General features: G+C 62.6%; 11 protein-coding genes and 1 pseudogene. 3 read left to right on the top strand and 9 right to left on the bottom strand.

Annotated elements, in window-relative coordinates; genetic code table 11:
* Positions 1-64: 64 nt before the first annotated feature.
* From AWT75_RS20785 to AWT75_RS07400, 3 genes are all read right to left on the bottom strand, one after another.
* On the bottom strand, positions 65-190 hold the full coding sequence (locus AWT75_RS20785; RefSeq protein WP_275575697.1) for a LysR family transcriptional regulator: 126 nt from the start codon (positions 188-190) through the stop codon (positions 65-67).
* A 143-nt stretch (positions 191-333) separates the two neighbouring features.
* Positions 334-1,632, bottom strand: a complete 1,299-nt coding sequence (tcuC, locus tag AWT75_RS07395) for an MFS transporter (RefSeq protein ID WP_045847336.1) — start codon at positions 1,630-1,632, stop codon at positions 334-336.
* Between the two features lie 13 nt (positions 1,633-1,645).
* The gene (locus AWT75_RS07400) at positions 1,646-2,434 is read right to left on the bottom strand and encodes a substrate-binding domain-containing protein (protein ID WP_052694106.1); all 789 of its coding nucleotides are present in this window, start codon (positions 2,432-2,434) and stop codon (positions 1,646-1,648) included.
* 90 nt (positions 2,435-2,524) lie between these two features.
* Between AWT75_RS07400 and AWT75_RS07405 the strand changes: the two genes are divergently transcribed.
* On the top strand, positions 2,525-3,448 hold the full coding sequence (locus tag AWT75_RS07405; protein WP_062788544.1) for a LysR family transcriptional regulator: 924 nt from the start codon (positions 2,525-2,527) through the stop codon (positions 3,446-3,448).
* A 1-nt stretch (position 3,449) separates the two neighbouring features.
* On the opposite strand, the gene AWT75_RS22725 is transcribed toward AWT75_RS07405, so the two are convergent.
* The 5 genes and pseudogenes from AWT75_RS22725 to AWT75_RS07425 all read right to left on the bottom strand — a co-directional run bounded on the left by AWT75_RS22725 (position 3,450) and on the right by AWT75_RS07425 (position 9,172).
* Positions 3,450-3,905: an EAL domain-containing protein gene (locus tag AWT75_RS22725; protein ID WP_239689505.1), complete on the bottom strand. Its 456-nt coding sequence runs from the start codon at positions 3,903-3,905 to the stop codon at positions 3,450-3,452.
* Positions 3,906-4,313: 408 nt separating this feature from the next.
* Positions 4,314-4,793, bottom strand: a complete 480-nt coding sequence (locus tag AWT75_RS22730; protein WP_239689509.1) for a Sua5 family C-terminal domain-containing protein — start codon at positions 4,791-4,793, stop codon at positions 4,314-4,316.
* A pseudogene (locus AWT75_RS22735) lies at positions 4,791-5,305 on the bottom strand (L-threonylcarbamoyladenylate synthase); the annotation flags it as partial. The gene AWT75_RS22730 and the pseudogene AWT75_RS22735, both read right to left, overlap by 3 nt.
* Positions 5,293-7,710 (bottom strand): YbcC family protein, encoded by a 2,418-nt coding sequence (locus AWT75_RS07420; RefSeq protein WP_082695995.1) that lies wholly within the window; start codon positions 7,708-7,710, stop codon positions 5,293-5,295. The gene AWT75_RS07420 and the pseudogene AWT75_RS22735, both read right to left, overlap by 13 nt.
* Entirely contained in the window at positions 7,697-9,172 is a 1,476-nt protein-coding gene (locus AWT75_RS07425; protein ID WP_082696004.1) for an NADH-quinone oxidoreductase subunit L, read from the bottom strand. Before AWT75_RS07425 ends, AWT75_RS07420 begins: the two co-directional genes overlap by 14 nt.
* A gap of 98 nt (positions 9,173-9,270) precedes the next feature.
* On the opposite strand from AWT75_RS07425, the gene AWT75_RS07430 reads away from it, so the two are divergent.
* Complete coding sequence (locus tag AWT75_RS07430; RefSeq protein ID WP_062788546.1) at positions 9,271-10,161, top strand: LysR family transcriptional regulator; 891 nt, start codon at positions 9,271-9,273, stop codon at positions 10,159-10,161.
* A 155-nt stretch (positions 10,162-10,316) separates the two neighbouring features.
* A complete protein-coding gene (locus AWT75_RS07435; protein ID WP_153013263.1) occupies positions 10,317-10,763 on the top strand; it encodes a hypothetical protein in 447 nt (148 codons plus the stop codon).
* A gap of 23 nt (positions 10,764-10,786) precedes the next feature.
* Here AWT75_RS07435 and AWT75_RS07440 read toward each other — a convergent pair whose 3' ends face one another.
* Positions 10,787-12,772 (bottom strand): sigma-54-dependent Fis family transcriptional regulator, encoded by a 1,986-nt coding sequence (locus tag AWT75_RS07440; RefSeq protein ID WP_062788548.1) that lies wholly within the window; start codon positions 12,770-12,772, stop codon positions 10,787-10,789.
* Positions 12,773-12,827: the final 55 nt, after the last annotated feature.

The raw sequence follows: 12,827 nt of genomic DNA on the forward strand, positions 1-12,827 counted from the left end.
CGCGAGGCCGGCATCGGTGGGTACCACGCCGCTGGAGGTGCGCTGCAACAGCCGGGTGGCCAGTTCACCCGTCCAGTCGGCTGATCTGCTGGCTCAGTGCCGAGGTACCCACCCCCAGTTCCAGCGCGGCGCGCCCCATGCTGCCCTGCGCCACCACGCTGACAAAATAGCGTAATTGCCTTAACTCCATTGCTTGTCCTCTTGCTGCAGTTCCGCTTGATCGTGCAAGGCGCAGTCTACTGCCGAATCGGCCGAAGAAATAAAAAAAGCCTCCTGATGGAGGCTGAACATGTGCTGACTGGAAAGAAAAAGCACACGGAGAGAGGCTAAGGCTCAGGCGGTGGCAGCCTTGCCGACAAAGCGGCTGCGGATGTCCTTGCGGTACAGCATCAGGGTGGCGGCCAGGCCGCAGGCTGCGGCCATCATCATCCAGTAGCCGGGCGCAGCCTTGTCGCCGCTGGCGTCAATCAGCGCGGTGGATACCAGCGGGGTGAAGCCGCCAAAAATTGCCGTGGCCAGGCTGTAGGCCAGCGAAAAGCCCACGGTACGCACGTGACTGGGCATCAGCTCGGTCAGCGCCACCACGGTGGCACCGTTATAGCTGGCATACAGGAAGGACAACCACAGCTCCACCACCAGCATGTGGCCAAAGCTGGGAGAGGCCACCATCCAGGCCAGCGCCGGGTAGGCGGTGAGCATGGCCAGCAGGCTGAAACCCAGCATCAGCGGCCAGCGGCCAATGCGGTCGGACAGCGCGCCCATGATGGGCAGCCAGATGAAGTTGGACAGGCCGACAAAGAAGGTCACCAGCAGGCTGTCGTTTTCACTGAGCTTGAGTACGCTCTTGCCAAAAGTCGGGGTGTAGACGGTGATCAGGTAAAAGCTCACCGTGGTCATCACCACCAGCAGCATGCCACCGGTGACCAGCTGCCAGTTTTGCGCAATGGAGCGCAGGACTTCGGCAAAGCTGGGGTGATGCTTGTGTGCCAGGAAGGCATCGGTTTCCTGCAGCGAACGACGGATGGCAAAAATGAAGGGGATGATCATGCAACCGATGAAGAACGGAATGCGCCATGCCCATTGGTCGATCTGGTGATTGTTGAAGGCCTGATGCAGCAGATAGCCCAGCACGGCGGCAAACATGATGGCCACTTGCTGGCTGGCCGACTGCCAGCTGACAAAGAAGCCCTTGCGGCCCGGTGTGGCCATTTCCGCCAGATAAACCGACACGCCGCCCAGTTCCACCCCGGCAGAGAAGCCTTGCAACAGGCGGCCCAGCAGTACCAGTACGGGTGCGGCAAGGCCGATACTGGCATAGCCTGGCACAAAGGCGATCAGGGCCGTGCCGCAGGCCATGATGGCCAGGGTGACAATCAGCCCCTTGCGGCGACCGATGCGGTCGATATAGCTGCCCAGCACGATGGCACCGATGGGACGCGCTAGAAAACCGGCACCAAAAGTGGCAAAGGCCAGAATCAGCGAAGCATACAGGTTGCCGCTGGGGAAAAAGGTTTTGGCAATATAGGTGGCGTAAAAGCCGTACAGGAAAAAGTCGAACATTTCCAGGAAGTTACCGCTGGTAACACGTAACACCATGGAAAGGTTTGACTGGCGTGGGCTGGCAGTGGTCATGTCGTCGTCCTTGTCATTGAGCGGAGGTGCTGACCGGTGTCATCCCGGTCTGGCGAATGCTTGCCGCAACCTGCGGCGAAGCAAGAAAGCGCAGCAACTGGCGTGCCGCTGCAGGGTGTCCGCTGTCACGGCTGATGCCAGCGGAAAAGGTGGTGACTTGCTGTGCCTGTTCCGGCAGCAGGCCGACAATGTCGATGCCGGCAATCGGGATCAGCTCGCTCAGTTGCTGGAAGCCAAGTTCGGCTTCACCGCGTGCCACCACCTTGCCCACCGGTTCGGCCGGAATCATGCGGCTGCGGTCCTTGATCTGCTCGGCCACACCCAGGCGGGAAAACAGTACGGTAGACAAAAACACGCCGCTGGCGCTGTCGGAGTAAGCAATGGAATGGCTGTTGAGCAGGGTCTGTTTCAAAGCGGCCAGGGTGCTGATATCCGGCTGCGGGCTGCCGTGTTTTACCGCCAGCGCAATGCGCGATGCAGCCAGCGGGGTATTGCTGTCCGCTACCACGCGGCCCTGGGCTTGCAACTGGTCCAGTGCGCTGCCCACCATCACCAGCACGTCGATTTTTTCACCGCGCGCCAGGCGCTGCGGAATGGCCTGCGGGGTGTCGCCCATGGACGGGCCCCATTCCAGTTTCAGCTGATGGCCGGTTTCCTGTTCGAATCGGGGGGCCAGCAGCTTCAATGCCGCGGCAAAACCGCCGGAACTGACCACGGTCAGTTGATCTGCCATTGCCTGGGTGCAGGCAAACGCCAGCAGCAGCGCGGCCAGGCCGCAGCCTGGCTTCCATTTCATTGCCATGAAGATCTCCTCTTGTTGTGTATGTGTTGTGCTGAAATAATGCACAAGATGCAATAAATGTTTAATTGCTTTTATTTCATGGATTAATCGATGGCGCGCATCAATCTGGAACTCAATGAATTGCAGGCATTTCTGGCGGTGGCGGAGAAGTCCAGTTTCAAAGCCGCAGCCGAGGCCTTGTACCTGTCGCAACCGGCCTTGAGCCGACGCATCGAAAAACTGGAGCAGTCCTTGCAGGTACGCCTGCTGGAGCGCACCACGCGCAGCGTGCGGCTGACCGAGGAGGGCGCGCATTTCCTGTTGCATGCGCAGAATGTGGTGGACGAACTGGAACAGGCCATGAGCGGCTTGAGCGAGCGGGCCGAGCGCCGCAGCGGAGTGGTGTCGATTGCCAGCATTCCGTCGGTGGCGCAGCACCTGTTACCCGCCGCGCTGGCCGGGCTTGCCGCCAGCTACCCCGCGCTGTGCCTGCGGGTGTTTGATGAAGGCGCACAAGAGGTACTGGAGCAGGTATTGGCAGGGCATGCCGACTTCGGCATCAATTTTATTGGTGCCGAAGACCCCAATATCGACTTTGAGCCTTTGCTGACCGAGCGCTATCTGGCCGTGGTGCGGCACGACCACCCGCTGGCAGCGCAGCGCCGCCTGCGCTGGGAAGACCTGGTGGGCGAGCGCCTGATTGGCGTGTCACAGCGCAGCGGCAACCGCCTGTTGCTGGACCATCATCTGGCCAGCCTGCCGCAGCGGCCGCGCATCCACTATGAAGCCAGCCATCTGCAAGGGGCGTATGGCATGGCCGAGGCCGGTCTGGGTGTGCTGGTGGTGCCGGAATTGTCGCTGACTCCGGCCTACCGCCATCAGCTGACGGGTATTGCACTGACCGACCCGCAGATATCGCGCACGCTGGGTTTGATCACGCGCAGCGGCTACCAGCCTGGTGCTGCGGCAGAGTGCTTGCGCAGCTTGTTGCGCGCACAGTTTGCCCAGTATCGCGACCGGCAGGCGGGGGATTGAATCAGGCGGGCAGGTGGGGCGGTACGTGCTGCATGCAGTGCTCGAACAAGGGCCGCGCCAGCAGGTAGCCCTGCATCAGGCTGATGCCCAGGTCTTGCAGGCAGCGGTATTCGTCTTCGGTTTCCACCCCTTCGGCAATCAGGCGGATGTCCAGTTCGCGGCAGATGTCGGCCACGCTGCGGATGATCACCTGACTGGGTCGCCGCTGCTGGACATCGCGCACCAGTGCCATGTCCAGCTTGATGATGTCGGGCTGGAAATCAGCCAGCAGGTTCAAGCCCGCATAACCGGCACCAAAGTCATCAATCGCGGTGAGAAAGCCGATGCGCTGGTATTCACGGAAGACCTCGGCCAGCCATTTGCCGTCTGCAATCTGTTCGCCTTCCACTGTTTCAAACACGATGTTCTCGACGGGAAAACCAAACTCGCGCGCCGCCTGCAAGGTGTGCTGATGCACACTTCCGGGCGGTAGATGGCATTGGGCAGGAAGTTGATCGACAAGCGGCTTTGCATGCCCAGCCGGGCTGCGGTGCGGATGGCCTTCACCCGGCAGGCCTGGTCAAAGCGGTAGCGGTTGGCATCGGTCACTTGTTGCAGCACGGTGAGCGCCCCTTCGCCAGCCGGGCCGCGAATCAGCGCCTCATGGGCGAAAATCTGGCGGCTGGCGATGTCGATGATGGGCTGAAACGCATAGCTGAAGGCAAAGTCCAGTTCCTGACCATCCTTGCAGATACGACATGTCGGTGCGGTTTCCAGATGCAGTGCGTGTTTTCCCGCTGCGTTGCGCTCCATGGTGTGGCTTGCCTCGTGTGCTGTTGTGTTGTTCTTGCTCCATGCTAGCCGAATGGTCAGTTGTCTGCAGTACTCAATGTGAATCGGGCTTGCCCAAGGCAGCCGGAGTGCTGGCACGTAGCAGCCGGTCACGCACATGCAGCCAGGCTGCGTCTTGTGGCGGCATTTCTATCACGATATGCGCGGCACCGCTGGCCTCCGCCTGATGCAGGACGCTGTAAATCTGGCTGGCGTAGTCTGCCGGGCTGTCTGGCAGGGCGTAGTGCTGCCAGGGCTGGCTGGGGGGCAGCGCGGCATTGTCCAGGCTGATCAGCGCAAAGCGGCCTTGCCACAGGGCTGGGTCCAACTGCTGGCGCTCGCCGGCTTCAAAGCGGAAGCAGGGCAGGCGCGGTGCATAGTGCGAGGCCAGTGCACCGGGTACACGTGGCGCACTGGCACTGTGCTGGCCGGACAGCGGCAGGATGTCCGCCAGTTGCGCGGCGCTGATGCTGCCCGGACGCAATATGCGCGGGGCCGGGCCGGACAGGTCGACAATGGTGGATTCCACGCCCACCCGGCAGGCTCCGCCATCCAGTACAGCGGCAATGCGTCCTTCCAGCTGGTGCGCCACATGCGCGGCCGAGGTGGGGCTGATATGGCCGAACGGGTTGGCCGACGTGCCACCACCGCGTGGCCCAGCTTGTCCAGCACCGCCTGGAACAGCGGGTGCGCGGGCCAGCGTACTGCCACCGTATCCTGACCACCGGTAATCAGGCGCGACACGCTGGGCGCGGCAGGCAGCACCATGGTAAGCGGGCCGGGCCAGAAGGCGGCCGCCAGCTGCAGTGCCTGTGGCGGGATGGGATCGGCCCAGCGCGACAGCTGGCTGATGTCTGGAATGTGCACGATCAGCGGATGATCCGCCGGGCGGCCCTTGGCGGCAAATACCCTGGCCACGGCGGCCGGGTCTTCGGCATTGGCGGCCAGTCCGTACACGGTTTCGGTGGGCAGGGCCACCAGCTGGCCGTCTTGCAGCAAGTTGGCAGCGCGGCTGATGTCGTCGCGATGCGGGGTCAGGATTTCCATATCGTGTTTCCAGTGTCTGTGGCGGCATCTTGCGGCAGCGTGAATGGCTGCCAGTTGCCGTGTTGCCAATATTCCATGCCCTTGTCGGCAAAGCGGTACAGGTGCAGCCAGCCATTGGCCACCAGCGTGGCCACTTCCGGCTGCTGCTCCAGTGCCATTGCAATCAGCGTTGCCGGTGCGTCGATGCAGGCGGCAAGGCGCAGCGGTGCGTGCCGCCATTGCTGGCCATCGTGTACCGACTGCCAGGACAGGCCGATGCGCAAGTCACCGCTATTACCTTCGAATACGCCGATGCGACCGCCCACCACGTTGTGCAGCAGCTTGTTGCCGCTGCCGTAGCGTTTGGGGTCCACCACCGCTGCGAAGTACTGCATGTTGATCCAGTGCGCCACCACCAGCGGGCCGCCAAAGATGCCGGCCAGCTGTCTGGCCGCAGGGTCTTGCCGCCAGTCGTATTCCTGCAGGAAGGCGCGGCCTTGCAGGTCAAGCGTGCGGGTGCGGCTGCGCGGTGCTGCGATGAAAAAGGCGTTATTGGCCAGCCCCCATTCCGGGCGGGTTTCTGCCCAGTGATGGCCTTTTTGCCGCAACAGGGCCAGCAGGGCGTTGCTGTCGATGTCGGGGCGAATGCCATCCTGCCCTTTGCGCCGTTCCCGTGCGCGCTGACCCGCCTGTTCCAGCAAGCCTTGCAGGCTGGCGGCACGTTGTTGCAGTGCCGGGGACAGCTGGTCTAGCGGCAGTACTTCCAGTTCATCGCTATGGGTCAGGTGCAGCAGCGGCAGAAACACCGTGTCTTCCGGTATCACCATGCCTTGCGCCGCCAGCCCGGCGCGTACCTCCGGCCGCTGCAGCCAGTCACTCAGCAGCAGCACGTGCAAATGGCCGCCGTGGCCGCCGCAGGCACCGCATTGCAGGGCCGAGGCTTGCGGGTTGTTGCTGCTGTGACTGGCATGGCCAATCAGCAACACGGTGCGTGGAAACGACTGGCCCAGCCCCATGGCAGGCAGCAGGGTTTGCAGGATGGTGATGATGGCGTCGCTGCCCAGCTGACGACCGGCCGATACCATGGCCTGTTCCTTGTCGTTGAGCCAGGGGTCCAGCTCGGCCAGCGTGGCGCGGCGTTTGCCGGGGAAGGCCTTGCGCAGCAACTTGCCCACCTTGCCCAGCCCGGCGCTTTCCACCAGGGTGAAACTGGACAAGGGGGCGCGTTCAAACTGGCCCCATTCCTGCAGGCCCTTGTCCAGCCGCGGCATCACCGCTTCCCAGCTGGGGGCCAGCAGGCCGGGCAGGCGTGGCTGGCTGTGGTCCTCTCCGGCAAAGCGGATGGCCAGCGGCAGGCCGAAGAAACCGGCAAATCCGGCGGTACGGATGCCGGGTGCCGTTTGTTCCAGTGCCCGGCGCATCGGTTCGGAGCGCACGTCGATGCAGAACACGGCGTGAATGTCGGTACTTGCGCTATCCGGCAGGGCCGGAGCCTGGGCCAGTTGCGCGAGCAAGCCGGCATGGGTGGCCAGTTCTGCCGCACGTTGCCAGATCAGGCCACGTGCTGGTGCTGCTGCAACTGCCTGGCCATGCCAGGCCTGTTGCCAGTGCTGCCAGTGGCTGTCGGCATCGCGCTTGCAATCATCCAGCAGCCATTCCCAGCCCAGCTGCATGGCCAGCAGCTGTTGCAGCAGGCTGCTGTTGCCGCCGGACAGCTCGGCCTGCCAGCCCTGGTAACGGCACCAGGCGGCCCAGCCGCTATTGCGTTGCAGTAGCACATAAAACCAGTCGGCCAGCCAGTCGGGCCGGGCCTGCAAGCGTGTTACCGCCTGGTCAAGCAGGCTGTGGTGATCTTCCGGCAGTGTGGCGATGGCCTGTTGCATTGCCTGACGCAGAGCCGGGTCCGGGCTGGGCACGGGCTGGATGCGCATTTCCGCCAGCCAGTTCTGGTAAAGCTGGCCGTGACGGTCCGGCTGCCATTCGGCCTGGTCGTGGTCGAACCATGCGGCACAGCACTGGCTGATCTGCTGGGTAATCACCTGTTGCCAGCTTTGCAAACCGGCATGTCCTGCCGGGTCCTGGCGCCAGTTGCTCTGCAATAAACGGGCAGGCTGGCGGGTGGCTTCGGTGGCGGGCTGTGACAGCCAGTCGCTGGCAGCGCAGTGCAGGCCTGCTTCATGCAGTGCCGCTTGCAGGTGGGGCAGGCGGATGCTGCCGTCGCGGAAAGCCTGTTGATAGTCAGATTCGTCCAGATGCAGGCGGCTGTCCGCCAGTCGCTGCAAGCCGTCGTGGGCGCTGGCAAAGTGCTGCTGGCGCAAGCCCCAGTAAGGTGAGCTGGCCAGCAGGCTGTCCAGCGGCCAGCTTGGGGCAATCCGGCCTGCTGCGTTTGCAATGGCGTGCTGCAAGGGGGAATCAGGCATGGTCATGGGCGGTTGCTCCTTGCTGGCGTGGTTGGGAGAGGCGACCCAGGCGGTACAGCCGGGTGCGCATGCTGGTGCGTACCCACCATTCGTCCAGATACAGGCCGCCAAAGGCCAGCGCATACAGGCGGCGGGTCAGTGCGTGGTCCGGGTGGTGCTGCAGCCAGCCTTGCAGCAGGAACAGCGCCACAAACAAGGCCGCAACCAGCAGCTGGCAGCCAAGCGGCGCACTGGCCTGGTCGGCTTGCAGGGTGGCAAACAGGGTGTGCAGCAGCAGGTAGACCTGACACAGCAGCAAGGCCACTGCATAACCGCGCAGGCTGCGTTGGCACAGCGGGGCCAGCCCCAGGCCAATCACCACAATCAGCAGCAGGGGTGGTTGCAGGGCATGGCCCAGCGCCAGCTGCCAGACTTGCAGGCTGGCCAGCAGCAGCGCAATGCCGGCGATGCCGCTACCCGCATGCCACAGCTTGCCGTGCTGGCCGGGGGTGGCACTCTGGCGGATGGTGGCACGTACCTGGCTGCCAGAGCTGAGAAAAGCATGTGCCTTGTAAATGGAATGGGTGACCAGGTGCAGCAGCGCCAGCGAATACTGACCCAGACCGCACTCCATCAGCATGAAACCCATTTGCGCGCAGGTGGACCACGCCAGCCGCAGCTTGATGCTGATGCGGGTTTGCATCACCCAGCAGGCAAGGCCTGCAGTCAGGCCACCCCACAACACCAGCAGCCAGCTGGCCAGCGGCACCACGCTCCACAGTGCAGACAGCTTGATCAGCACCATGCCGCCCAGATTCACCACCCCGGCATGCAGCAGGGCCGATACCGGCGTGGGCGCTTCCATCACCTGGGTCAGCCAGCCATGAAACGGCAGCTGGGCGGTTTTCAGTACCACGCAGCCCACCAGCAATACTGCGCCAAGCTGGCGTGCCAGTTCGGCATTGGGGGACGTCAGTGGCTGGGCTACTGAATCGAATGACATGGAACCCACCGCCCAGCTGATCAGCCCGGCGGCCAGCAGCAGGCACAGTTCGGCCAGCCGGCTGGCCACGGCTTCGCGCCGGGCGGCAATGCGGGCCTGTGGCCGCTGGGGGAAGAAGGTCAGCAGGCTTTGCAGTGCCGGGCTGGTCAGCAGCCAGCCAGCCAGCAGGGTCAGCCAGTCCTGGCTGGCCACCACCAGCGTGGCACCGCACAGCAGCCAGCCCACGGCGCGCAAAAACCGCGCCTGGCCGGTTTCGCCGCTCAGGTAGCGGGCGGAAAAACGCAAGATCACCCAGGCCAGCAGCTGGATCAGCAACTGGAACAGCAAGGCAGCGTGCAGGCCTTGCCAGGCCATCAATATTGCTGCACACAGAGCGCCGCCCGCCGCGCTGGCCTGGGCCTGCCACCAGTGGTGCGGCAGCTTGCCGTGCATCAGGGCGGGCAGCAGCCACAGCACGGCAAGCAGGGTGTGAAAGGATGGCAACATGGCGTCAAACCACTGGTTATTGAACACAGCGGCACTATGCCTGCCAAAGCTTGTTCGGTAAAATACATTAATATGGACAAATCAATCTATTAAACAGAATGATTAATCGCCTCAACTATCATCATCTGTATTACTTCTGGCGCGTGGCGGCGGAAGGGCACCTCACCCGTACTGCGGAACGGCTGCATATTTCCCAGTCGGCGCTGTCGGCGCAAATCCGCCAGCTGGAAGAGCAACTGGGCACGCCCTTGTTCCTGCGCGAAGGCAAGAAACTGCTGCTGACCGAAATGGGCGCATCGGTGCTGCGCTATGCCGAGGCCATTTTCGCGCTGGGCAACGAGCTGTTGGCCACCACCACCAGTCAGGATGCCGGGCAGGGCGGCCAGTTGCGTATTGGTAGCGTCTCCACCCTGTCACGCAATTTTCTGGAAAGCTTTCTGCATCCGGTACTGGGGCGGCAGTCGGTCAAGCTGAACCTGGAAGCGGGCGGGCTGGAAGAATTGCTCAGCCGGCTGGCCGCGTTTGAGCTGGATGTGGTGCTGAGCAACCGCCCGGTGATTGCCGACGACAAGCACCCCTGGCGCTGCCGCACGCTGGCACGGCAGGAGGTTTGCCTGATCGGCCCGCCGGGGCTGGTTGACGGGCCATTCAACCTGGCGCAGATCCTGCGGCAGCAATGGCTGGTGGTGCCCAGTGCCAAAAGTGAAATCCGCGTGCGCTTCGACCTGCTGTGCGAAAAACTGGGTATCGAACCACGCATCCGCGCCGAAGTGGACGATATGGCCACCTTGCGTCTGCTGGCACGCGATGCCGGTGCCGTGGCACTGATTCCCGCGATTGTGGTGAAGGATGAACTGGGCAAGGGGATGCTGGAGAAATACGGCTCGGTTCAGGGGGTGGAAGAAACCTTCTACGCCATTACCGTGCGCCGCCGCTTTGAAGCACCGCACCTCAAGGAGCTGTTCCAGCTGTTTGCCATGCCGGCCTGATGTCTGACACTTGCAGCCAGTCATGGCGGTGTAATTTCCGGTAAATGATGTTATCGCCTGCCGGCATTGCCATTACATTGGCAACACTTCCGGCAGGCTGTTGCAAGGCAATGGCCTGTCGGCTTGTTGTCGAATCTGCCGCTGCCCTTGCCATCATGCCTTCCGCCCATATCCTGCGTACCTTCCTGCCCCATGCCCTTGCCGGCTTGTGCTGCTTGTTGTTGTCCTGCCTTGCATTGCAAGCCCAGGCAGCGCCCTTGTACTGGCAATGCAGTGATCAGTGCGAACAGAACGCCAGTCTGGAAAACAAGCCGGTGAAACAGGAGAAGGGCGGCACCATCTCGCTGTGGTGGAGCCTGAATTTTGTTTTGGGCGGCAGTGCCGTGCACAGCGCGGAAATCCTCACCGAGCTGGACTGCGTCAGTGGTCAGGGGCGTGACCGGGCCATCCTGTATTTCGCAGCCCCCAATCTGGCGGGTGGTGTGCAAAGCTTCAGCATCGACAATGCATGGTATGTGTACACCACGCAGCGTTTTGGCGAGTTTCTGCACCATGCCTGCCTGCAGCATGCACCGGCCAGTGCGGCCAGCGGGGCGAGCTGAGGCTGCAGCGGCATGGCTGCCGTCTAGTCTTTGCGCACGGCTTTGCTGCTAGCGCGCATGCCAGCCAGTTTGGCGTACAGGGTGGAGCGCGAGATGCCAAGGCTGCGGGCTGCCCGGGACAGGTTGCCGTCCGACTGCGCGATGGCCCGTTCTATGGCCTGTCTTTCGATGGCGTCCAGCCGGTTTTCCTGCTGCGGGTTGATATCTGCTTGTTCGCCGTACCGCATGCGGCCTGTCAGCAGGTCGGGCGGGAGTTGCGCCATGTCTATGCATTCTCCGTCGCACAGTGCAAACAGCATCTCGTACACATTGCGCAATTCCCTGACATTGCCGGGCCAGTCGTGCCGGGTCAGTACCTCCATGACACCTTCTCCCAGCCGCTTTCCTGCGGTGCCATATTTGCGGGCAAATTGCGCGTCCAGATGCGCAATGATGTCGATGATGTCCTCCTTGCGCGAGCGCAGGGGTGGAATCAGCACGCTGCTGACGCATAGCCGGTGATAGAGGTCGCTGCGGAAGCGGCCGCTGGCTACCTCGGCCTGCAGGTCACGGTTGGTGGCGGCAACCAGCCGCAGCTTGATCTGCCGTTCATGTCGATCTCCCAGTCGCACCAGGCGGCCGTCTTCCAGCACCCGCAGCAAATGAGGCTGCACTTCCAGCGGCATTTCACCGATTTCATCCAGAAACAGGGTACCGCCATCGGCCTGTTCTATCTTGCCCGGCATGCCGCCACGACGGGCACCGGTAAAAGCCCCGTCGACATAGCCGAACAGTTCGCTGGCCAGCAGGTCGCGTGACAGTGCCCCGCAATTGAGCGCAACAAAGGGCGCTGTCGCCCGGCCGGAGCTTTGATGGATGGCGCGGGCAAACAGCTCTTTGCCCACCCCGGTTTCACCCAGCAGCAATACCGGCAGGTCGAGTACTGCCAGACGCCGGGCCTGCTGCCGGGTGGCATGCAGGCCCGGGCTGCTGCCGATGATGGCATCAAAGGCATCCGCTGGAGGCTGAGGGCTTGCACTGACAGCCGGTTTGACTGGCGTTCCGGCTTGCCGCAACGGAATGATCAGCAGGCTGCCCAGCTGTTGTCCCTTTTCCTGCAGTCCTTGTACCCAAGCTTGTTGCAGCCAGGCAGGTGCCTGTTGCTGACGCAGTTCGGCCGGGTCACCCAGGTTGCAGGCGGGCAGATACCAGTTGCCGTCATGTAACAGGCTGACGCCGTGTTGCTGCTGTGCCTCGTGCAGCTTGCCGTTTTGTTTCAGCAGGCGGCCATGCCGGTCAAACAGCAGCAGGCAGTCATTGCGGTACTGATTGAAGGCCAGGGTGGAGAGCTCCAGCAGGCGGTGATTGAGGGTATGGGCTTGTTGCAGCAGTGTGCATTCGATCTGTCTGGCCGCAGCAATGGCCAGTCCCAGTGAATGCCCGTGAAAGGTTTCCTTGCGTCCTGACAGGTCGATCACGCCCAGCAAGGCCTGGCTGTAGGGGTCGAAGATGGGTGCGGCGGCACAGGTCCATTGCTTGATATCCAGACAGTAATGCTCGTTGGCATGAATCTGAACCGGCTGGCCGGTGGCAAGGGCGGTTCCGATGGCATTGGTACCGATAAGCGATTCGGTCCATAAACCGCCGGGTGCCAGATTCACCTGCTCGCCGGCCTGCCTTGCGCGATGGGCACCGTGCTGGTCAAGAATCATGCCGTCTGCGTCGGCCAGCATGATCATCGAGCCGGATTCCTTGAGCACCTCCCGTAGCAGGCCCATCACCGGGCGTGCCGCACCAAGCAGTGTTTCTGCCTGCTGGCAGCGTGCAGTCAGCAGCTGCTTGCTGTCGATGACCGGGGCAACTTGCAGTGTCGGGTTGACCTCGCTGGAGCGACAGCGCAGCCAGGACTGCCAGATGACCTGACGGATGGCATCGGTCGGGTTGCTTTCCTGGCAGATGAATGCTTCCCAGCAACTGGCAACCCGTTGATCGTTGACGGCACTCGGAATCAGCGGTTTTGAACGTGGCATGGAGATTTCACCTTCAGCATGAGTGGAATGTGGAATGAGGCGCGGCTAAAACAGC

It is taken from the genome of Aquitalea pelogenes (genome assembly GCF_001515305.1).
GTDB classification, from domain to species: Bacteria; Pseudomonadota; Gammaproteobacteria; order Burkholderiales; family Chromobacteriaceae; genus Aquitalea; species Aquitalea pelogenes.

What these genes read in the sequence shown, in the direction of transcription:
- AWT75_RS20785 (WP_275575697.1), bottom strand. Translation starts at nt 190, where the DNA reads ATGGAGTTAAGGCAATTACGCTATTTTGTCAGCGTGGTGGCGCAGGGC.
- tcuC (WP_045847336.1), bottom strand. Translation starts at nt 1,632, where the DNA reads ATGACCACTGCCAGCCCACGCCAGTCAAACCTTTCCATGGTGTTACGT.
- AWT75_RS07400 (WP_052694106.1), bottom strand. Translation starts at nt 2,434, where the DNA reads ATGGCAATGAAATGGAAGCCAGGCTGCGGCCTGGCCGCGCTGCTGCTG.
- AWT75_RS07405 (WP_062788544.1), top strand. Translation starts at nt 2,525, where the DNA reads ATGGCGCGCATCAATCTGGAACTCAATGAATTGCAGGCATTTCTGGCG.
- AWT75_RS07420 (WP_082695995.1), bottom strand. Translation starts at nt 7,710, where the DNA reads ATGACCATGCCTGATTCCCCCTTGCAGCACGCCATTGCAAACGCAGCA.
- AWT75_RS07425 (WP_082696004.1), bottom strand. Translation starts at nt 9,172, where the DNA reads ATGTTGCCATCCTTTCACACCCTGCTTGCCGTGCTGTGGCTGCTGCCC.
- AWT75_RS07430 (WP_062788546.1), top strand. Translation starts at nt 9,271, where the DNA reads ATGATTAATCGCCTCAACTATCATCATCTGTATTACTTCTGGCGCGTG.
- AWT75_RS07435 (WP_153013263.1), top strand. Translation starts at nt 10,317, where the DNA reads ATGCCTTCCGCCCATATCCTGCGTACCTTCCTGCCCCATGCCCTTGCC.
- AWT75_RS07440 (WP_062788548.1), bottom strand. Translation starts at nt 12,772, where the DNA reads ATGCCACGTTCAAAACCGCTGATTCCGAGTGCCGTCAACGATCAACGG.